The sequence below is a fragment of the Catenovulum sp. SX2 genome (assembly GCF_052056295.1).
In the GTDB taxonomy this organism is placed as follows: Bacteria; Pseudomonadota; Gammaproteobacteria; order Enterobacterales; family Alteromonadaceae; genus Catenovulum.
The window spans coordinates 368,188-390,102 of record NZ_CP182493.1 but is presented as its reverse complement, the minus strand read 5'-3'; the positions used below and the strand labels follow the sequence as shown (position 1 = coordinate 390,102).

Annotated in this window: 18 protein-coding genes; 10 read left to right on the top strand and 8 right to left on the bottom strand. The window is 39.3% G+C overall.

The window, feature by feature from the left end; translation table 11 throughout:
* Window positions 1-50 precede the first annotated feature (50 nt).
* The 3 genes from ACMZOO_RS01680 (at window position 51) to galK (ending at window position 2,897) form a co-directional block, all read left to right on the top strand.
* Window positions 51-530: a hypothetical protein gene (locus tag ACMZOO_RS01680; protein ID WP_440905011.1), complete on the top strand. Its 480-nt coding sequence runs from the start codon at window positions 51-53 to the stop codon at window positions 528-530.
* Between the two features lie 172 nt (window positions 531-702).
* Window positions 703-1,746 (top strand): UDP-glucose--hexose-1-phosphate uridylyltransferase, encoded by a 1,044-nt coding sequence (locus ACMZOO_RS01675; protein WP_440906323.1) that lies wholly within the window; start codon window positions 703-705, stop codon window positions 1,744-1,746.
* Between the two features lie 8 nt (window positions 1,747-1,754).
* Window positions 1,755-2,897, top strand: coding sequence for a galactokinase (gene galK, locus ACMZOO_RS01670; RefSeq protein WP_440905009.1), 1,143 nt, complete (start codon window positions 1,755-1,757; stop codon window positions 2,895-2,897).
* A 108-nt stretch (window positions 2,898-3,005) separates the two neighbouring features.
* Here the strand turns inward: galK and ACMZOO_RS01665 are convergent, their stop codons facing one another.
* The gene (locus ACMZOO_RS01665) at window positions 3,006-4,019 is read right to left on the bottom strand and encodes a substrate-binding domain-containing protein (RefSeq protein WP_440905008.1); all 1,014 of its coding nucleotides are present in this window, start codon (window positions 4,017-4,019) and stop codon (window positions 3,006-3,008) included.
* A gap of 125 nt (window positions 4,020-4,144) precedes the next feature.
* Between ACMZOO_RS01665 and ACMZOO_RS01660 the strand changes: the two genes are divergently transcribed.
* Window positions 4,145-4,669 (top strand): hypothetical protein, encoded by a 525-nt coding sequence (locus ACMZOO_RS01660; protein WP_440905007.1) that lies wholly within the window; start codon window positions 4,145-4,147, stop codon window positions 4,667-4,669.
* A gap of 15 nt (window positions 4,670-4,684) precedes the next feature.
* On the opposite strand, the gene ACMZOO_RS01655 is transcribed toward ACMZOO_RS01660, so the two are convergent.
* Window positions 4,685-5,983, bottom strand: a complete 1,299-nt coding sequence (locus tag ACMZOO_RS01655; RefSeq protein WP_440905006.1) for a hypothetical protein — start codon at window positions 5,981-5,983, stop codon at window positions 4,685-4,687.
* Window positions 5,984-6,024: 41 nt separating this feature from the next.
* Window positions 6,025-7,185 (bottom strand): PilZ domain-containing protein, encoded by a 1,161-nt coding sequence (locus ACMZOO_RS01650; RefSeq protein WP_440905004.1) that lies wholly within the window; start codon window positions 7,183-7,185, stop codon window positions 6,025-6,027.
* A 186-nt stretch (window positions 7,186-7,371) separates the two neighbouring features.
* Between ACMZOO_RS01650 and radA the strand changes: the two genes are divergently transcribed.
* Window positions 7,372-8,736, top strand: a complete 1,365-nt coding sequence (gene radA / locus ACMZOO_RS01645) for a DNA repair protein RadA (RefSeq protein WP_440905003.1) — start codon at window positions 7,372-7,374, stop codon at window positions 8,734-8,736.
* A 1-nt stretch (window position 8,737) separates the two neighbouring features.
* On the opposite strand, the gene ACMZOO_RS01640 is transcribed toward radA, so the two are convergent.
* The 5 genes from ACMZOO_RS01640 to ACMZOO_RS01620 all read right to left on the bottom strand — a co-directional run bounded on the left by ACMZOO_RS01640 (window position 8,738) and on the right by ACMZOO_RS01620 (window position 13,774).
* Complete coding sequence (locus tag ACMZOO_RS01640) at window positions 8,738-8,929, bottom strand: CPXCG motif-containing cysteine-rich protein (RefSeq protein ID WP_440905001.1); 192 nt, start codon at window positions 8,927-8,929, stop codon at window positions 8,738-8,740.
* 126 nt (window positions 8,930-9,055) lie between these two features.
* Window positions 9,056-9,916, bottom strand: a complete 861-nt coding sequence (locus ACMZOO_RS01635) for a fructosamine kinase family protein (protein ID WP_440905000.1) — start codon at window positions 9,914-9,916, stop codon at window positions 9,056-9,058.
* 57 nt (window positions 9,917-9,973) lie between these two features.
* Complete coding sequence (locus ACMZOO_RS01630; protein ID WP_440904999.1) at window positions 9,974-10,366, bottom strand: SufE family protein; 393 nt, start codon at window positions 10,364-10,366, stop codon at window positions 9,974-9,976.
* 26 nt (window positions 10,367-10,392) lie between these two features.
* Window positions 10,393-11,604, bottom strand: coding sequence for an aminotransferase class V-fold PLP-dependent enzyme (locus ACMZOO_RS01625; RefSeq protein ID WP_440904998.1), 1,212 nt, complete (start codon window positions 11,602-11,604; stop codon window positions 10,393-10,395).
* 10 nt (window positions 11,605-11,614) lie between these two features.
* The gene (locus ACMZOO_RS01620) at window positions 11,615-13,774 is read right to left on the bottom strand and encodes an EAL domain-containing protein (RefSeq protein ID WP_440904996.1); all 2,160 of its coding nucleotides are present in this window, start codon (window positions 13,772-13,774) and stop codon (window positions 11,615-11,617) included.
* 327 nt (window positions 13,775-14,101) lie between these two features.
* On the opposite strand from ACMZOO_RS01620, the gene ACMZOO_RS01615 reads away from it, so the two are divergent.
* The 5 genes from ACMZOO_RS01615 to ACMZOO_RS01595 all read left to right on the top strand — a co-directional run bounded on the left by ACMZOO_RS01615 (window position 14,102) and on the right by ACMZOO_RS01595 (window position 21,887).
* A complete protein-coding gene (locus ACMZOO_RS01615; RefSeq protein ID WP_440904995.1) occupies window positions 14,102-14,773 on the top strand; it encodes a TetR/AcrR family transcriptional regulator in 672 nt (223 codons plus the stop codon).
* Window positions 14,770-17,094, top strand: coding sequence for an acyl-CoA dehydrogenase (locus ACMZOO_RS01610; protein ID WP_440904994.1), 2,325 nt, complete (start codon window positions 14,770-14,772; stop codon window positions 17,092-17,094). The genes ACMZOO_RS01615 and ACMZOO_RS01610 overlap by 4 nt, the downstream gene beginning before the upstream one ends.
* A 231-nt stretch (window positions 17,095-17,325) precedes the next feature.
* The gene (locus ACMZOO_RS01605) at window positions 17,326-17,847 is read left to right on the top strand and encodes an RNA polymerase sigma factor (RefSeq protein ID WP_440904992.1); all 522 of its coding nucleotides are present in this window, start codon (window positions 17,326-17,328) and stop codon (window positions 17,845-17,847) included.
* A complete protein-coding gene (locus tag ACMZOO_RS01600; protein ID WP_440904990.1) occupies window positions 17,844-18,926 on the top strand; it encodes a FecR family protein in 1,083 nt (360 codons plus the stop codon). Before ACMZOO_RS01605 ends, ACMZOO_RS01600 begins: the two co-directional genes overlap by 4 nt.
* Window positions 18,927-21,887, top strand: a complete 2,961-nt coding sequence (locus ACMZOO_RS01595) for a TonB-dependent receptor (RefSeq protein ID WP_440904989.1) — start codon at window positions 18,927-18,929, stop codon at window positions 21,885-21,887.
* The last annotated feature ends 28 nt before the right edge of the window (window positions 21,888-21,915 follow it).

Genomic DNA, 21,915 nt, shown 5'->3' with positions numbered 1-21,915 from the left:
CTTTTAAATTTGAACGAAATCTATACCACTATGATAAACAGACTCTGGTTATGACAAATAAATTAAGAATTTTTCTGATAGTTTCATGCTGCGCTTTGTTAGCTGCGATTGTCTACTGGCAGGATAGTTTGCATCTTGCTTCACAGCAGGACTCTGCAAGTGCGTGTGATTTAAATGAACATTCGTCATGCCTTTTTCAAACAGCTCTAGGGCAAAGCTTCAAATTAACCAGTTATCAAACTAAATTTTTGTTGGAACAAAGCAATAAACTTAGTTTGCAAATAATTAAGGCTGACAGGTTAAATTCGTTTGATCTAACTGTTCAAGCTTATTTAGTTGGGATAAATATGAATATGGGCAGAATTCCACTAAGTGTTGTTAAACAGGGCGAGCAGTATCTAATTGAAGTTATTCCGGTTATGTGTGCAGAACAGAATATGCAATGGCAAGTTAAATTGTTGATAGACACTCACCAAGGAAATAAAAATAACCCACAAACATTTTTTGCTTCTTTTTCAACGCGCTGGTGAGCTATTTTTTCAGCTGAATTAACCTTGTGTAAAAATTAGGGTAAACGTTTTACTTTTTTCTTGTGTTATTAATTTGTAAAGCGTATGATGTATCCAAGTTTGATGATTTGCATAAGCCGAACTGTCTGGCTTATGGCATTTTTAGATGAAATTACACAAAGAGGGTAAACGTATGACCACTGAGTTTGATCCAACTGAACACCCGCATCGCCGTTATAATCCTATGATTGGCGAGTGGATTTTAGTTTCTCCTCATAGAGCAAAGCGTCCATGGCAAGGCCAATCTGAAGTTTTAGATGAAGAGCAAAAGCCTAGTTATGATGAAAGTTGTTATTTGTGTGCGGGTAACAAACGTATAACAGGCGAATTAAATCCAAAGTATGAAGGTACTTTTGTATTTACCAATGACTTTGCCGCGTTAAAAACAGAATCTCCAGAATTTACGAGTGATGATGCCTTATTCAAACAAGAAACCACAGTTGGTTGTAGCCGAGTAATTTGTTTTTCGCCTGATCACAGCAAAACCCTACCAGAGATGAAAATTTCTGATATTGAAAAGGTTGTTGACACCTGGCAAGAGCAAACGGCCGATTTAGGTCAAACTTACCAATGGGTACAAGTTTTCGAAAACAAAGGCGCTATGATGGGTTGCTCAAATCCACATCCACACGGACAAATTTGGGCTCATCAACATATTCCAACTTTACCTGCAAAAAAATGTGAACGTTTTACCGAGTATTTCCAACAACACGGCCGTAACCTGATTGCTGATTACGTGCAGCGTGAACTTGAATTAAAAGAACGCATTGTTTGTGAAAATACAGATTGGGTTGTTGTTGTACCTTATTGGGCAGGTTGGCCATTTGAAACCTTGTTATTGCCAAAATTTGCAGTCTCTCGTATGACAGAGTTGAACCAAGGTCAAAAAGCTTCTTTAGCAGATATTCTTAGCCAAATTACTATTCGTTACGACAACTTGTTTAATGCATCTTTCCCATATTCTATGGGCTGGCATGGTGCACCATTTGATGGTAGTGACGACCATCCAGAATGGACTTTGCATGCAACTTTCTTCCCGCCGTTGTTGCGTTCAGCCACGGTAAGAAAATTTATGGTTGGTTATGAAATGATGGCAGAAGCTCAGCGTGACCTAACCCCAGAACAAGCTGCTGACAGATTAAGAAATGTTAGCCCAGTGCATTACAAAAATAAGTGAGTTTGACCATGAGTAGACAAGATTTAGTGACAGGTTTATACCAAGACAATTTTAACGCCCAGCCTCAAGCAGTTATTCATGCGCCAGGCCGAGTAAACTTAATAGGTGAGCATACTGACTATAATGGCGGTTTTGTATTACCTGCAGCAATTAATTTTGGAACTGACATTGCGTGTACTTTACGTGATGACAGAGAAGTGCACATTTTAGCAGCTGATTTGGAAAAAGAAGTTATTAGCTTTAGCTTAGATGATATTAAACATGACGATGCGCATAGCTGGAGTAATTATGTTCGTGGTGTGTTGCTATCGCTTACGAAAGTTTACCCAAACATCAAAGGTGCAAACCTAGTCGTTTCAGGTAACGTGCCACAAGGTGCAGGTTTAAGTTCATCGGCTTCTTTTGAAATCGCTATTTTAAAGGCATTTAGCCAACTGAATTCACTTGATTTAGACGGTATTAAAGCTGCATTAATGGGTCAAGAAGCTGAAAACGAATTTGTTGGTTGTTCATGTGGCATTATGGATCAGCTTATTTCAGCTATGGGCAAAAAAGATCAAGCCATGTTGCTTGACTGTGAGTCACTTGAAATTCAATACACAAGCGTGCCAACTTCATTGGATCTTGTGATTATAAACTCAAATGTAAAACGTGGTTTAGTTGATAGTGAATACAATACACGTCGCCAACAATGTGAAAATGCAGCAAAAATAATGCAAGTTGATACATTGCGTGGTGCTGATATGGCTAAGTTAACAGAGTATAAATCTAAGTTATCTGAGCTTGAATATAAACGTGCACACCATGTAATCACTGAAAACCAACGTACATTAGATATGTTGGCAGCATTAAATGCAGGTGAATTCGCAACAGTAAGTGAATTGATGAAAGGTTCACATGCTTCTATGCGCGATGATTTTGAAATAACCACAAGTCAGATAGACTACTTAGTTGAAATTGTTGACCAAGTAATTGGTACGCAAGGTGGTGTACGTATGACTGGTGGCGGTTTTGGTGGTTGTGTTGTTGCGCTTGTACCTAAAGACTTAACAGACGCAGTAAAAGCGACAATAGCCGAAAACTACTTTAACAAAACTGGTTTAAACGCAGATATCTTTATTTGTAGTGCAGAGCAAGGTGCATTTGCTTAAGTTGCAAATAACTTTTAATCCCAGCTTGGTTTGACATACTTAAACGACGCTTAAGTATTGTTATTTGGAGAGAAGGCTTAGCTTCTCTCCCTTTTTAGTTAGCCGATATTATTTATTGGCGATTGCAACAGACTCTCGTTTTACTATTGTTGGTGTATATTTATGCGTCACAATAGCTGAATCTTCTATTTGTTTTTTCGCAGCTAATGAAATGGCTAGTTCAGCCGCTTTAATGCCCATCATCTCAATTGGATATTTTAATGTAGTTAATTTAGGCCGACAGTAGCGCGCCAAAATAACATCATCAAAACCAATTACAGACACTTCTGACGGTACTTGAATACCGTGATCTAACAACATTGACATAGCGCCTGCAGCCATTGCATCGTTGTAAGCAACTACAGCGGTAAACTCAATGCCTTTACTCAGCAGGTTTTGCATAGCTGTTTCACCACCTTCTTGATCTGGTGTCGCCAGCTCGATTGCTGTTTTGTCTATTGTTATCCCGGCCGCGTTCAACTCATCTTCAACACCTTTTAACCTAAGTATCGGGTCGTCGATTTGATACTGGCTGCTAATCATAGCGATTTTTTTATGACCAAGACTCAATAAGTGTTTTGCAATGCTTGCCCCGCCTGCATAGTTATCTAGCCAGACACAACGGTCAGCAATTGCTTCTATATATCGGTTAATTAAAACAAAACCCGGAATTTCTTTAGCATAATCAACTAAAACTTCGTCACTGAGTGCTTTACTATGTACTACCATAGCTTCACATCTGTGCTCCATTAAAGTATCAATAGCTTTCATTTCAGTTTTTGCTTGAATAGAACCTGAACTTAATAAAACTTGAATGTCTTTTTGCCGAGCCACAGTTTCAATTCCGTGCGCTAAGGTCGCAAAAAACGGATCGGACAACTCAGCTAATACGACACCTAATGATGGATTTCTTTGTGTTACCAAAGCTCGTGCATTTGCATTTGGGCGGTAACCCATCTCTTTCATTATTTCTTTAATGCGAGCACGAGTGGCATCACCAACTTTTGGACCATTGTTTATAACGCGTGAAACGGTCGCAAGTGATACACCTGCAGCATTTGCAATATCTTTAATTGTTGCCATATTTAACTGGGTACAACGTTTTCATTGTGATTTGAAACGAATGTTACTAAATTAAGTCAATTGGTAACAGCGTTAATTTTGGCAAAATGACATACTTGTCCTATGCTCAAAGAAAAGGAGGGGTTGTGAGCAACTTGAGTTTACCTAACATTATTGATGTTGAAGCTTCGGGTTTTGGACGAGGAAGTTATCCAATCGAAGTTGGGCTAGCTTTGTCATCTGGCCGACGTTTTTGCACATTAATCGAGCCGCATGAGTCATGGCAGCATTGGCAGCGCACAGCTGAAGATACCCACAAAATCTCTCTGCAAGAAGTTCTGTTATTCGGAAAAGATATTAAATGGGTGGCGAATCAACTCAACAGCATACTAGTTGGGCAAACTGTTTATTCTGATGCTTGGGGAAATGATTCGAGCTGGGTTGGCAAATTATTTGAGCAGGCAGAGGTTAGACAAAAGTTCAAGATTGACAGCATAGTTAACTTGTTAACTGAGCGTCAAATGGAAATATGGCACGATACCAAAGAGGCACTCGCTGCCAACAGTAAAGATGCAAGGCACAGAGCAAGTAATGATGCTGTGTTAATTCAAAATACTTTTTACGAAACTCAAATTAAATTAGGTTTAGCCAGTAAAATCGATGTTGCTTAGCTTTAGACTTAATAATTAACCGAGTAATTTACGTGAGTTTAACTGCTCTTGAACTTTGTTATAGCTAAAGCCGTAGCGCAACATAGTTTCTTCTGTAATATCAACAATGTCGCCTACCGCAGTAACTGACCACAAATCTTCTTCCAATTGTTTCGCTTTATGAATTGCGTATTGGCTTACGTACGCTAACTCTTGCGCTATGTAATCAGTATCAGGGCGACCAGTACGAGATAAATAAACCCGTAAAGCAAAAAACAATACGTTGTTTTGGGTGGCTTTTTGAATAAAGATTTTTCTGGCTGAATTACTGCGCATTTCCGAAGCTAAAATGGTTTCAAAACGTGTTGTTACATTTGTTTCTTGTGCTCTAACCCGAACAAATAAGTCTTGATAAACAGGCAGTGAATCGCGCTGCAAACGCCTTAACATATTAATGATAAAACTATTTAAATAGTTGTTTCTTAATAATGGGTAAAGGTTGAAGCCCGTTTCGTTGTCACTTGCGAAAAGTTTTAATGCGCTAGAATGCGCATTGGTGTAACCAATATTTTTAAGTTCGTGGCGAATCCCACGTTTATGAATGAAAAAGCCAATGTTATTTTGTCCGCGTACATATAGGTTACGCAAGGCTTCGGCTAAACCTGGGATCACATTGCCCATAAAAGCCGCTTTCAGTTTGTCTTTATTTTTATCAATCAGCTGTTCGAAAAACTGTTTGCCGACATGCGCTTGGCCACGTTCTTCAAAAGCTCTAAGGTTAATGATTGTTTTAGCTTTATTGAAACCCATGACCTCGTAAACTAAATTTTTCAGTTTAAACTTGCTGGATATTTGCTGTAAGTCGGGTAGTTCAATTTTAAGTTTTTCATATTTTTCGACATTCATAGATTCTGGACATTCTATTTGCATGCCGTTAATTGAAAAGTCTTTGGTGATGCCGGTTTTATCAACATATTCAGTAGATAACACTACAGCTGTTTTATATATATAGCGAGTTTGCGAGCGCAAATTGACGTATTTAAATGCCACATCTTCTACAGGCAATATAGGATCTGTTTTTGCGTGACCAAAAACCTTGAGTTCGTTAACTTCATTTATTTCAAAACTATTGTTTTGCTGATACAAAGCTTTTGAATCTTCATCATCCACTGGGGTTAACGCCAGTACGTACTTTAATTTAGATATATGGCTGAGTACTCGAGGTGAAGGTCGGTTTTTGTCTTTAACCGCTTTATGTTCTTGAGTTGGCGGCAATGTCGCTGGTAAATAAGCATCTTCAACATTTATGCTGTTAATCTGAGCCTTGTAGACCATCCAATTTTTTTTGCTGCTGCCAAAGGCTAAAAATATCCGTTTTAAATTTTCATCGGCGGCAAGTTCTTCGGCTGAAGCTGAATAAAAATAGGTACGGCCTTTTGCGACATGGGTAAAGGCATAAAACTGGTTTCTTTTTCAGCACTTGTTTGATTTAACAACTCAGTTATGCGTTTGTGAGTTAGCAGTTGACTGAGACAAATTTGGTTATTTTCGTCTAACCAATTACGGACTAAGGTTTTGTTATGGTCATTGCTCAGCATCATAGTAGGGTAGAGCGCACCATTGTCATGTTGGGCAATAAACACAGGTAATGTGGTGATGCGAGGCAGATAATATTGTTCGTAGCCTTTTATCAACACTGCATCTACTGAATTATCTAAATTAAGCTTGTATCTGCGCTTATTGCCATTAATAAAGTTAGCTAGAAATTCGTCAAATGAGTGAGTTTCAACGTCGTAAGTTCGAACACAAGTCGGATAGATATACCCCTGCTTTTGCTCAACGTTAATGACTTTGTACTGAATTTTGTCTTTTAAACCTAAGGCAAACTCTTTTTCTAAACCGAGAAAACGTATGTATACCAACTGACCTGGTGTTACTTGATATTTGCGCTGTAACTTTAAGCGACAGCCGCTGACGGATATATCTGTAGTTACGGCTTTGAATAAGTCAGTTACACTTGCTTCAATTTCTATTTGCATAGTGTAATTCATGCGCTCTTCTTCACGCATTTGCCGATCGCCAAATTTGAGTGCTACAGCTGGGTAATTTGCTATTGTGCCGCCACTATCGGCCGTACTCTCGGAGTTGTTGCTTGAGTCGCTGTCTAGATTGCTATTGCGATTTTTCTTTTGTTGACGACTGCGGTCGTTAATATCTTCGAATATGCCATTAGAATACAAACCATAAATTTCTAAACCTTTTTCAAAGCGTTCAATGCTATGCATATCTAAATAATGAACTATGCCTTGGTGCTCATATTCTGTGCATTCTTCGTCGACTATTCCGCGCAGATCAATGCGACGAGCACAAGGTGTTGCTAGGCGCTTTAATTCCATTTTTATTAAAAATCGTTTTGGTTTAGGAATATCAGACGCCAATAGATTCAATACTTGATCAAAATCAGGAGCTTTTACACTCGGTTTGAGCTTTTCTATGATTGATGCAAATTCAGCAAGTGTTGGATCTTTTTTTGTCATGCTTATTATTGAGTCCAAAATCTATGGCATAAAAATTAGGTATTTACCTTGTGTGACAAATCGTTATCGTCATTCTTGTAAACAAGTTTATACCTAAATTACTGGAAAATGTAGGAAAGGATTAATTTTATCTATAGCTATAGCCTGATAAACTTGCAGAAAATTATCTGAAGTTAAATGAATTTTATGGCGAAATCTAAAACTGCTTGGGTGTGTAATGAATGTGGCGCTGATTTTTCTCGCTGGATGGGGCAGTGCAGTGAATGTAAGTCTTGGAATACCATCACTGAATATAAAGTCGCTAAATCAACTAGTCCAAGTGTTGCAAAATTTTCAGGTTACGCTGGGCAAGTTACTGCCAAAATTGAAACCTTAGAATCGATTGAATTAACAGAATTACCTAGAATATCCAGTGGCTTACAAGAGTTTGACCGGGTTTTAGGTGGTGGCATAGTGCCAGGTTCGGCTGTATTGATTGGTGGCTCGCCAGGGGCTGGTAAAAGTACTTTGTTATTGCAAACTATGTGTCATTTAGCGCAGCAAATGACAGTTTTGTATGTAACGGGTGAAGAATCGTTACAACAAGTTGCAATGCGAGCTGATAGGTTAAAACTGCCAAAAGACAAACTCAAACTGTTATCGGAAACTAATGTTGAGAATATTTGTTTATTGGCAAGCGAGATTAAGCCTGCGATTATGGTTATCGACTCAATTCAGGTTATGCATATGACTGATATTCAGTCTGCACCTGGCAGTGTTTCGCAAGTTAGAGAAACCGCGGCTTTTTTAACTCGGTATGCTAAACAAAATCACGTCGCTATTTTTATGGTCGGCCACGTCACTAAAGACGGCACATTAGCTGGCCCTAAAGTATTAGAGCATTGTATTGACTGTTCGATACTATTGGATGGTTCAACCGATAGTCGCTACCGAACATTACGCAGCCACAAAAACCGTTTTGGTGCTGTCAATGAGCTAGGTGTTTTTGCCATGACAGAATTGGGCATGAAAGAGGTGAAAAACCCTTCAGCGATATTTTTGTCTAGAGCTGATATTCCCGCAGCTGGCTCTTTAGTTATGGTTATTTGGGAAGGAACAAGGCCATTAATGGTTGAGATCCAAGCATTAGCGGATCATTCAATGTTAGCCAACCCAAGGCGAGTGACCGTTGGTTTAGAACAAAACAGGTTAGCATTATTGTTAGCAGTATTGCATAGGCATGGCGGTTTAGCTTTGGGCGACCAAGACGTGTTTGTAAATATAGTTGGTGGTGTCAAAGTCAGTGAAACCGCCGCCGATTTAGCTTTATTGGTCGCCTTAGTCTCTAGCTTTAAAAACCAAATTCTTGCGCAAGATTTAGTGGTATTTGGTGAAGTGGGCCTTTCTGGCGAAATTAGACCAGTTCAAAACGGTATTGAGCGCTTGAAAGAAGCGGCAAAACACGGTTTTAAACGGGCAATTGTGCCAAAACAAAATGCACCTAAACAAGCTATTGGTGATATGCAAGTCATTGGTGTTAGCCAATTGTCTGAAGCGTTAGAGGTGATCTAATTTATTCGTTTGCCACGCTGAAGTCCATATTACTGTCGTACTCATGCAAATGAAAAGAGACATGAATAGCATTACAGCAAGCTGGGCAATCTTCATAATAATCTTGGTCACCATTTGAATCATCTAACATTAGGTGAATATGGTGACCACAGTGTGGGCATTCTGTTGCCTTATCAATTAAGTAAGTAGCCATTTGACCCTCCATCAAATACATTAAATTTGGCTGTCCTGTTTATTTAAAGTTAGGTCAAAAAAATGCGACTTAAAAATCTTTATTAAGATATTTTTCTGTGAAGATTTAGATTTCGTATGTATAAATTTACATTTGTGCTATTTGCAGTAAATAGTCTTTACTCTGTTGGATATAACTACCAGCAAATAAGTTGGCGTGATTGAGGATATGGTAAAAATTATAGATGTGTTTACGTTTGTTATAACCTGAGTCTAAAGGCGCGACCGATTGGTAACCTGCATAAAATTCTTCAGGGAATCTGCCGAATAGTTCTGTCATCGCAATATCTGTTTCAGGATCACCATAATAACTAGCAGGATCGAATAAAACCGGCTCTACTGCACAACCAATATTGCCTTGCCACAAATCGCCATGTAGCAGTGCCGCGGGCGGTTTGCGTGATTTTAATAACCCGTGAATTGTTGCAACAATTTCATCAATGTCGCCAATCGAAATGCCTTTTTCTTGTAATAATTCTAATTGAAAACCAATGCGTTGTTCAGCAAAAAAAGTAGACCAGTTCGTTTGCCAGCGGTTGTTTTGAATGGTTTTTCCGATGAAATTATTTGCGTCAAAACCATATTGCGCTTGTACATCTTGTTGGTGTAATTGCGCGAGTTGAATACCGGCTTGCCGCCAATCGGCCATTTTGAATGGATGAAAATCTATAAACTCCAAGACTAAATAACTATGTAGATGACTGGTATTTAATACGACAACTTTAGGTGTTTTAATACAGTCAGTTTTGGCTATTTTACTCAGGGCTAGGGCTTCACAGGCAAAGTTTTCGTAAAAGTCGTGTTGATTGACTTTTACAAAGTAGTCGCCAGCTGTGGTATTGATGACAAAAGCTTGGCTAATATCGCCGCCACTTATGTTGTGTTTATCGAGTATTTTTACTTCGGCACTGAGATGTGCTGATAAGTCAATTTCTACCTGATGCCACATAGTGATTGTCTAAGTTATTGCTATTAAATCAAAGTATAGTCTAGCCAAGCGGCTTGGCTAACTATTTTGTTGGATTTTATGCAAAATGTGTTGATGGATCTGATTTAGACCATTGGCTCTAGATTCAGATAAATGGTTGGATAAGTGATATTTGTTTAAGCTCGCCGCCAGCTCAAATTTGTCTATGCCAAGTTGACTTATTTCTGACAAGATAATCACCAGCAAACCGCGGACAATTTTTGAATCACTACTGGCTTGAATGATAGTTTGACCATCGAGCTGTTTGCACACTAACCAAACTTGACTTTCGCAGCCGCTAACTAGGTTGTGTTCTGTCTTGTCTGCTTCATCAAAGGGGAGGTTATCAGTTGTGCCTAACTTCATTAAAAAGCGATAGCGAGATTCCCAATTGTTTGCCTGCAAAACTTGTTGTAACTGTGTTTCTAACAAAATTAATTCCTAACCAAAGGGTTAAATTAGTCGATAAAATCAGCTAATTTGTCAATACATTCAACAAAGTAGTCAATCTCTTCAACTGTGTTGTAAGGTGCAATGCTTACTCTTAGGGTGCCTTGCGCAGAAATTTGACTGACTAAAGGCATTGCACAATGAAATCCGGTGCGAATTGCTACCTGCATCTGTGCAAGAAGTTCTGCTGCATCCGCTGGATGCATACCTTCTATGGTAAATGACACCGCAGATATTTGCTGATCTCCTATCAAATTTACATAAGCTAGTTTGTTTAGCTTAAGTTTAATGCGCTCCACCAAAGCATGTTGATAATTGTATAACGCGGGTAAATTGCAGCTGTTTAGCCAATTTAATGTTGCAGCGAATGCATGTACTGCGGCAATGTTCGGCGTGCCGGCCTCTAAATAATGCGGCAACGAATTATACTGAATATCTGAATAGCTGACTCTATTGACCATTTCACCGCCATATAAAGGGGCGGTTAATAAAGATAAACTTTGTGGTTGGCCTAAGAGAATACCTAAACCTGTACCAGCATACATTTTATGCGCCGAAAAAAAGTAAAAGTCAGCTGCTAGTTCGCTGAAATTTATCGGCTGATGGCAAACCGCTTGCGAACCATCAATAATCAATTGCACATTGGCAAACTGCTGGCAAATTTTGCTAATAGTCTCAACTGGCTGAATTATACCGGTTGAATTGGCGACATGGCTTATGGCGACAACTTTGGTTTTAGCTGAAATTAAACTTGTAAATGCATTAATGTCTAACTGTAAGTTTTGATCGAGTGGAATAAATTTAAGCTCTAACTGGTACTGTTTGGCCATTTCTAGCCAAGTGACATGATGTGCATGGTGCTCGCCGGCACCTAAGAGTATTTGGTCGCCAGCTTGTAAATAATTACTGCATAAGCCTTTAGCAATTACATTGGCGCATTCAGTTGCCCCTTTTGTCCAGATAACTTGTTTTTTGTCGGCAAGGTGAAAATAGTCGGCGACAGTTTGGCGGCACAACTCATATTTATTGGTGTTTTGTTTGGCACTTTTGTGAGCAGAGCGATGCACAGTCGCGTGTTCATACTGATAATAATGATTTATCGCAGTTAACGCTGCTTGGCAAATATGAGTTGTAGCAGCGTTGTCTAGGTAACATTCTTTAGTTTGGCTAAAAAACGGAAACTGATCGCGAAAATCTGTCACTAACTGGGGCGTTTGCATAATAACTTAATTACATCCAATTATGATTGCGGATGAGCTTATCAGTCAATTCTGATGGGCTAAGCGGCTTAGCATACCAAAAACCTTGTGCATATTGGCAATTGTGCTCTTTTAAAAAGTTAATTTGCATTTTATTTTCGACACCTTCAGCGACAACTTTTAAGTTCATGTTAGTAGCTAGGTCTAAAATCGCTTTGACTATAGCAACGTCATCATCATTGATTGGTAAATCTTTGATAAATGAACGATCGATTTTTAGTGTATCGACCGGGAAGTTACGCAAATATGCAAGTGAAGAATAACCTATGCCAAAGTCATCAATGGATAAAGAAATACCTTGATCAACTAAGGCGCGCATAAAGGTTTCATTGCGTTCAATGTTCTCAATAAATACTTCTTCAGTCAGTTCAATTTCGATATGGTGCGGGCGTAGACCATGTGCTTCATAGTTTTTCACTATCTGCTGAAACAAACGTTGTTGTTTGAGTTGTTTACCTGAAATGTTGATTGCAACATGTAGTTGGATAAAACCTAATTTGTGCCAAATACCCAGCTGGCGACAGGCTTCTTCAATTATCCAGTCACCCAAAGGAACGATAATTCCAGACTCTTCTGCCAATGGAATAAATTCATGCGGCGGGATCCATTTTTTTGTTTCTTCGTCGTACCATCGAATGAGCGCTTCCACACCTATGATTTTGTCACTTTGTAAATCAATTTTAGGCTGATAATAAAGTTCGAATGCTTGGTTTTCAAAGGCCGTATTTAACTTCTTCAGCAAGTTAACTTTGTGGATAATCGCAATTTCTAAACTTTGATCAAAAGCTTGTACGGTATTTTTACCATGAGATTTTGCCTTGTTTAATGCTGAATCAGCTTTACGAATAAGATCATCGACTGAAACCGAGTTTACATTCGCTAATACGTAACCAATACTGGCAGTGGTATAAAATTCGTATTGTTCTAATACAAATTTAGTATCGACTGCTTTGAGAATTTTTTGGGCAAGGCGATTAATTACACTGACAGCTGCAACATCATCAATGAATATGGCGAATTCATCTCCACCAATTCGTGCTAGATAACAATGTTTATCAATCACTTTGTTTAATCTTGCAGAAACCTTCTTTAATAATTGGTCGCCTATGTTATGGCCAACCACATCATTTACTTGCTGAAATGCATCTAAATCAATCAAGATAAGTGCAACATCTCGATTTGCGCTATGATTTAACCTTTCTTTGATGTGGCAGTATATTGCATTGCGGTTATTCAGGTTAGTTAACTCGTCTTGGCAGGCCATAGTCAGCATTTCGTTTTCAATGCGTTCGCGCTCTGACATTTCAGCGTTTAATTTCTGATTTGTGCTGGCTAAATTGTGATTCAGCTGTTTTGCGGTATATATAACTTGCACTAAAGTGGCGAGTAAACCACTCATCAATAGACCGACAATAAACACATAAGTTGAAATAGGATCATGCTGCTGTTCAATTTTTTCTTGGGTTGGCCACAAAGTAAGTGACCAATTTTCGCCCATTAACGCAAATTCCACTCGACTTTGATGGGTTTTATTGACTACAGATTCAAAGTTACTATTGGCGCTTGAAAATACTTTTTCATCATTGAGCGATACTTCTACGTAGTAACCGTGCGATTTAGTCAGTTCAATAGCTGAATTGAAAAAACTCTGTTGTTTAACTACACCAATTATATACCCTTGTAGCTGCTCTTGTTTGCCGATAGGTACATAAAACAAAATACCACGAATACCTTGGACTAATTTCCAATTTGCGACCGCAACCCAGTCGCCTGATTGACCTGCAAGCGCGATTTTTTCGCTAATTACCGGAATTGTATTTAAGTCGAGCTGATAAGCGTTTTGATTGCCGATTAAGGGTTCTATCCAGCGTATCACGCCTTGTTTGTCTGCCCACTCAACAGCTTGAACATAATCTAAGCTCTCGACTATATGCCTTGCTTGTTGGTGCCACAAAAAGGGCTCAGGTTGTCCGTAGCTGTTCCATTGTTTGGCCAACCAGTTAAACAGAAATATTTGTTGCTCAATTTGTTTATGTATTTGTTGGACTGTTTTAGTTGCTTCGCTTTTGCTTTGAGCAACCATGGTATTGTCTGACTTGATCAACAACATCCACACAGTAATAGCGCACATGCACATGCAGATGATGAAGGTAACTATAGCTGGGCGGTATTTTAAGAGCGATCCCATAAAAAATAATCATTAATTAATTTCACGGACAAATTATAGCTGAAAAGTTGGTTTATTTAATTGAATTTAAAAAATAAAAAAGCCCAGTTGCAGGTTTAATTGCGACTGGGCAAACAAGAGCACATTTTTCACTAGCAATTATTCAGACCCAGCAATTTATGTTTTGTTCCAATAAAGTTAAATATTCTTAAAAAAATTAAAACAGCGTTTGACATTGCTAAGTTTTAAACATAAATTTTAAACGGTTGTTTGAAATTTTGTGGGGCTTAAGTGTCAAAAGCAAATACCAAAACAAAAATCCTTGAAGCTGCAGAGCAATTGTTTGCAGAGCAGGGGTTTAATAGCACGTCTTTACGACAAATCACCAACGAAGCTAATGTCAATTTAGCATCGGTTAATTATCATTTTGGCTCGAAAAAGTCGCTTATTCAGGCTGTATTAGCAAGATATCTTGAAATCTTTATGCCGATACTCAAACAGGAATTAGACAAAGTCGCAGCTAACCAAGTGTCAACTGAAGCTATTATTCAAGCCTTTGTTCCACCTTTATTTGAACTAAATAAACTCGGTAAACAAAGTGCCAAACATTTTACTGTCATGATAGGTCGTGGCTACTCTGAAACCCAGGGGCATTTGCGTAAATTTATTGTTAATGAATACGGTGAGGTTTTAGCGCAAATTATTGAGCTGTTTTCACAGGCCTTACCTAAACTAACTAAACAAGAACTATTTTGGCGTTTGCACTTTTCACTCGGCTCTTTGGTATTTGTTATGAGTTCGAGTGGTGCGCTGGAAGAGATAGCTATGTCAGATTTTTTTGAACAAGCTTCTACCAAAACGATAGTACAAAAAGTTGTGCCATACGTGGCTGCAGGATTAACTAACCAACAGGGCTTTACGCCAAACCAATTTACCACCGACCAAATTGGGGGGTCATTATGAGTATTTTAATTATTCTATTAATTGCTTGCGCCGTTGTACTTGGCGTTGCTGAGTTTAGGCAAAAGTGGGTGACCAAACCCATTTTTAAGGTGTTTAAAAAAATATTACCACCTATGTCGACCACAGAAAAAGAAGCGATGGAAGCGGGTGATATCTGGTGGGATGGTGAAATTTTCTCAGGTAAGCCAGATTGGCAAAAACTCCATCAATATCCTGATGGTAAATTAACCGAAGAAGAACAGTCATTTATCGACAACCAATTAGAAACTTTATTGGGTATGTTGGATGACTTTTCAATAGTGCATGAAACCAAAGATTTACCAGAAGATGTATGGAATTACCTAAAACAAAATGGCTTTTTTGCCATGATAATCCCCAAAGAATATGGTGGTTTGGCTTTTTCTGCCACAGCTAATTCTACGATAGTGACTAAAATTGCCACTCGCAGTATCAGTACTGCTGTTACCGTTATGGTGCCAAATAGCTTGGGCCCTGGTGAGTTGCTTACACATTATGGCACTCAAGAACAAAAAGATCGCTGGTTGCCAGGGCTTGCCAATGGCACAGAAGTGCCATGTTTTGCATTAACCGGCCCAGAAGCTGGCTCTGATGCTGGCGCGATTCCGGACAAAGGCATTGTGTGTAAACAAGAATTTGAAGGCAAAGAAACCTTAGGTATTAGAGTTACTTGGAACAAACGTTATATTACTTTGGCGCCAGTTGCGACCGTGTTAGGTTTAGCCTTTAAGCTTTATGATCCAGATAATTTATTAGGCGATAAAGAAGATATAGGTATTACTTGTGCGTTAATTCCAACCGACCATCCAGGTGTAGAAATTGGCGATAGACATTTACCTATGGGCTTGGCTTTTATGAATGGCACAACTTATGGGCAAGATGTATTTATTCCAATTGATTGGGTTATTGGTGGCCCTGAATATGCAGGTAAAGGTTGGCGCATGCTAGTTGAATGTTTGTCAGCAGGTCGAGGTATTTCTTTACCTGCGTTAGCTGCGGCAATTGGCCACTTGTGCACAAAAACAACATCAGCATATTCATACGTACGTAAACAATTTGGTTTGTCTATTGGTAAATTTGAAGGGGTGCAAGAAGCGTTAGCACGTATTGGTGGTTCATGCTACATGGTTGAAGCGGCGAGACGATTTACCACATCTGCGCTTGATTCAGGTTATAGTCCGTCTGTGGTAACAGCAATTTCTAAGTACCACATGACAGAGTTAGGTCGTCAAATTGTTAATGACGCTATGGATATTCAAGCGGGTAAAGCTATTCAAATGGGACCTAAAAATTATTTAGGCCATATATTTTGGGGTATACCAGTGGCGATAACGGTAGAAGGCGCCAATATACTTACGCGTAATTTAATGATCTTCGGCCAAGGTGCAACTCGTTGTCATCCGTATGTTTTTAAAGAAATGGAAGCCGGGGCAAACCCTGATTTTAATCAAGGTTTAAAAGACTTTGACGCTTTGTTGGTTAAACATGTTGGCTTCACCATGCGTAACCTAGGCTCTGCATTATTTAATGGATTAACCTTGTGTAAATTTTCAGAGTCGCCAGTTGCTGGGGAAACAGCTCAATACTACAAACAAATGAATCGTTTGAGTGCGGGTTTAGCCTTGAGCACTGACGTATCAATGCTAATTTTAGGTGGTGCGTTAAAACGTAAAGAAATGATTTCTGCACGTTTGGGCGATGTTTTAAGCCAATTATATATGGCCTCAGCAGTGTTAAAACGTTATGAAGCAGATGGTCGACAAGTTTCCGATTTACCATTTGTGCATTACGCAGTACGAACTTGTTTGCAAAAAGCTGAAGTTGCTTTCCAAGGTTATTTTGACAACTTTAGACCTCGTTGGTTAGCGCACGCATTAAAACGCATCATATTCCCTTATGGTGTTAGTGCGAGAGGGCCAAACGATATTTTAGCGCGTCAAGTTTGTCGCTCATTATTAAAAACTGGTGACACAAGAGATCGTATTACTAACTTGTGTTACATGGGTAAAGATGAAAATGATGCAATTGGCGTAGTTGAAGCTGCTTTTATTGCCATGAGCCAATGCCAGGCTATTGAGCTTAAAATTCATGGTGCGCAAAAGTCAGGTAAGTTGCCTAAACGAGTACCATTTGATGAGGTTATTGCCAAAGCACAAGAGCAGGGGTTAATAACTGAAGTTGAAGCGCAACAAATACTTAGAGCGGATGAATTGCGTAAAAAAGCGATTGCGGTGGACAGTTTTGCACCCGAAAGTTTTAAAGGTGTGCAGATAGAGTCCCCGAAACAAGATAACGCTGCTTAATTAACAGCTAATAACTGACAGAAGACGCTCTTTGAATAGGGCGTTTTTTGTTTTTATAGCCATTTTCCTTCTATTCCAAAATCTATTCATCGATTTATAAAATTTTCACTTTAACTTTACGGGTTATATATCTATCCCCGTCTATATTTAATAGGAGAGTCTAAATTTTGATTTGTTAACATGCTAACAAGTTTTTTGTTGGCTTAGTCGTATGGTTTTTTGGGGTATTAAATGTCGGTTATTTCGCGCATGTTTTTGCAATATAATGCTTTTTTAAAAAATTATATGCGCAAATTCCTTAAAGCTGAAAATGATATTGATGACTTAGTGCAAGATGTTTATGTAAAAGCCTTAGCGGCAGAACAACGTGGTAAAATACAGCAACCGCGCGCGTATTTATTTCGAATTGCAAAAAATATGGCGCTCGACGAAATGGTTAAAAAATCTAGGGTTATGACCAGTTATCTGGAAGAGTGCGCAGATATTACCGCCGAAGAAATAACCGAGTCTATGGAAAGTGAAGAAGAAGCCGCCGAATATATTCGATTGTATTGTGAAGCGATGGAACTACTCCCCAAAAAAACGCGAGAAATTTTTATGTTGCGCAAGATATATGGATACAAGCACAAGGATATCGCAAGCAAATTAGGTATATCTATCAGTAGTGTTGAAAAACATATCAAATCAGCCGGTTTGTTTTGTCAAAAATATGGTGAAACAGGCCAACCAGCAAAATCAGGAGACTCACAGTGAATAGTTTCCAACAAATCAACGACAGTGCAAGCAAAATGGAATTAGAAGCTTGGGATTGGATTGTCCGTTTAGACGGAGATGAACCGCTTAGCGACGAAGAAAAGCAGCAATTGTCTGCTTGGGTCAAACAAAGCCCCGAGCATAAAAAAATGCTGTGCAAACACAGTGCGTTCTGGATGGATGACCGAATTGCCCAGACAGTTCTGTCGGCATCTTCGACTTCTCAGCAAACAACAAAACAGCCATTTACCTTGTTCGGCGCACCGAGTTTGGCGGTGTTGACTATGTGTTTTGTGGTATTGATTGCTGGATATTTTATACAAACGCCAACCAGTAACCAGACTCAAGCGATTGCTAGTTACACCACTAACATCGGTGAATATAAAACTGTTTCTTTGCAGGATGGCACAAAGGTCATTTTAAATTCAAACTCAAAAATCTTGGTCAACTATCAAGATGACAGCCGCAACATCTGGCTTGTAGAGGGTGAAGCGCACTTTAAAGTTAGTAAAAATCACAATCGTCCGTTTTATGTGGTAGCGGCAAATAGCCGAATTCGAGTTATTGGCACTGCCTTTACTGTTGATTACAGCAATACTGACAATGTGGAAGTTGAAGTCACCGAAGGGCAAGTGTCGTTGGCATTAACAGAGCCGTTAAAGAAAACCGCAGACTTTCACAATAAAAACAATGCAGCAAAAAACACAGAGCTGGCACTTATGAGTGCAGGCGATTTTGTATCTATCGACAGTTCAATTGCTGCAGATACGCCAGCTAGTTCAATTGCGACCAGCGTTGCTCGTTTGAGCAAAGAAGAATTACAAAATAGACAAGCCTGGCAACAAGGAGAAATGGTTTTTAATGGTGAAAGTTTAGCTTTTGTGATTTCACAAGTTGAGCGCTACACTGCATTAGATATTGATTTAGCCGATCAGCAACTTGCCGAGCTACGAGTAGGTGGGCGATTCAAAATAAATCAAATTGAATTCTTATTAACAAGTTTACAAAACAATTTCGATTTAGAAGTGCGTAGACTAGGTAAATACAAGGTTATTATTAGTCGCAACAAAGAAAAATAAATGAGACTACCTGCATTTATAAAGCTGGTTTGTTTGGGCTTGAGTCTTCCTGTTGATGCGGTTGCACAACATGGGGCTGCCGAAGAAACTAGCCCAGCATTATATTATGTAACTATAAAAAGAGCCAGCCTAGCGAGTATGCTGAATGAGCTCTCTCGCCAAACAGAAATACCTCTGATTTATTCTTACGACCAAGTTGAAAAAATTCAAGGCAATGCTTTGCATGGCTATTTTTCTTTGCCGACTGCATTAGATTACTTACTGTTAAATACGGGCTTGGCAGCCACAACATCTGGGTTAGAAATAAAAATAGTAGCCGATCGCAGCCGTCAGCCACTTGAATCTTCGCCAGCTATTATTGTTGATAACACACAACTAGATGAACCGCTAGATAAGACTGAAGTTATCCGTGTTAATGGTATACGCAGTAGTGTTATTCAAGCGCAGGACATCAAGCGTAATGCAAGTTCGATTGTCGATTTAGTTATCGCACAAGACATAGGTAAGTTACCGGACAATTCAGCCGCAGAGAGCATAGCGAGGTTAAGCGGCGTGCAGGTGTTTCGCTACAAAGACGAAGTGAATGGCATTATTGTACGAGGGTTGCCGGACTACAACACAACTTATAATGGTCGAGAAATATTTACTGCAGAGTTACGCAAAGTCCAATTGCAAGATATGCCGTCGCAATCACTGAAAAGCATCGAGGTGTTAAAATCAGTCTCAGCAAAAATGCTGGAATCTGGAATGGTTGGCACAGTGAACGCAACAACTTATCGTCCGTTTGATTTTACTGGCCAGCAAGTTTTGGGTCAGTTTGATTTGAGCTTTGATCAAGCTTTAACTGTAAACGGCGGTAGCGGCAATTTGCTCTATTCTAACAGGGCTGAGCTGGCATCAGGTGGTGAACTAGGCATGTTGGCGAATATCAATTTACGCCACGATAATTATTTAAATAGCGTACGTTATGCCGCGCCGAGCTTTCAGCAATTAAACTTAACCGACATAGGCGAGGTTATATTACCGACCAGTTTGGGTTTGTATAATGTTGGTGGTGATAGGGGACGAAGTTCGGCTAATTTTGCCATTCAGTGGCGCAACGATGAGCATTTTGAAGTTTATTTTGAAGGCATACATCAAGGTTATAGAGCTGAAAATTACATAGATTTATTTGACGTTAATTTGGCAAACCCCGACGCTCAGTTTAACCAGCTGCAATTGGTCACCCCCTCGCAGCCACAAGTTAGCCAATTTGCTATAACTAATCCCTCAAATCCACAAGGATATAGAAGCAACATTGATGAAAAAACCAATACCTGGCAGATCGCAGCTGGGATAAAGGGGCATGTCGATGCATTTGATTTCGCCACCGAAGTTGCTTTTACTCAGTCGACCTTTGCTAGTCAAACTTGGAGTTTGGATTATTTAATTACCCAAGCAGAATATCTAGAAGCTAAATTTGTTCAAGACAAGGGAGCAGTTTTTCGTTTGCCTAGTTTTGCTTGGCAAGAGCTGCGCAATTACTTGTGGCGCGGTTACTACGAAGAGAAATTTGATTCCGCCGGGGAAGATGTGCAGTGGCGCGCCGATTTTAGCTATGACTTAAGCCACACTTTTATCAGCCAAATTGAATCGGGTATTCGTTTGACTAACAGACATGCGCAACTGCAGCGTGCTTGGCGATATGCAGATGCACGTAATCAGATGCTGTTAATTGATGATTTAGCTCAATTTAAATGGCAAGCGACAGATAGCCATTTTTCCACTAAAGGTGACTATTTTCGTCAATATCTAGTACCAAGTCGCCAGAGCATCATAGCTAATAAAGATGAATTGCGCCTCGCAAGTTTTAACGCGCTCGCTGCACAAAACTTTGCGACTGCGCCTTTTGCATCAGTACTGCCGCCAATTGATCCCTTTAGTCTATATCAAGCGAACGAGAGAAGTTTTGCAGCCTACCTACAAGCTAATTTTGAACTAGATAATTCAGTTGTTAACTTGGATGGAAATCTCGGCGTGCGAGCTATACAACTTAATACTAAAGTTGACGGCAATAGTGTTAAAACAATAGAAGGTCAAGCCGATTACTATTATCAAAGTAGTAAAAACAACCAGTTTTATTGGTTACCGAGTTTAAATATACGCCAACACTTTTCCGACAGTTTGCATTTGCGCTTTGCGTACAATCGGGGGTTAACCAAAGTGAATTTTTCTGAGTTAAACCCAGCGCGTTCAATTCATGTGCAAGCAGAAGAAGCAAGTGCAATTGGCGGCAATCCAAATTTAACGCCGCTTATTTCCGACAATTTTGACCTTTCTCTAGAGCATTATTATTCTCAGTCAGACCATATTAATTTTTCGCTGTTTTATCGCGACATTTATGGTTTTTTACATCCACAAAACAACAGCGTATTTGATGCAGAATTTGGCCTAATTAATTTAACTCAGCCGGCTAATAATGGCCGAGGGCAATTGTATGGTTATGAATTCAATTGGCTAAGCTTTTTAGATTTTTTGCCTGAAGCTTTTGATGGTGTTGGCGCTAGCATTAACGCGACTCTGGTTAAGGGGAAAACCGCAGAAGTTGATGCTCAAGGCCATTTTATTCAATATTCAGATATAGTCGGCTTATCAAAATGGACTGTCAACGGTATTGTGTTTTACGAAACCAATAAGTTTGGCGCACGAATTTCATATAACTATCGCTCACCTTGGCTGCATTTCAACAATATTCAGTTTGACGATACCAACCAATATCAGGCTAGAACCAACGAACGCCACAGGTTAGATTTTTCGCTGAGCTTTAAATTAGCTGAAAATTATAAAGTGTATTTTGACGTGCAAAATATACTAAATAAGCCATTTCGCAACAGCAGTTATTTTGGCTCTGGAGTGCGTTATCCAATTGATGTTAGAAAAGAAGGGCGGCAGATGGCCTTGGGGCTGAGTTACAAATTTTAACTGTGAAAATAAAGCTTTGAGGGGACAC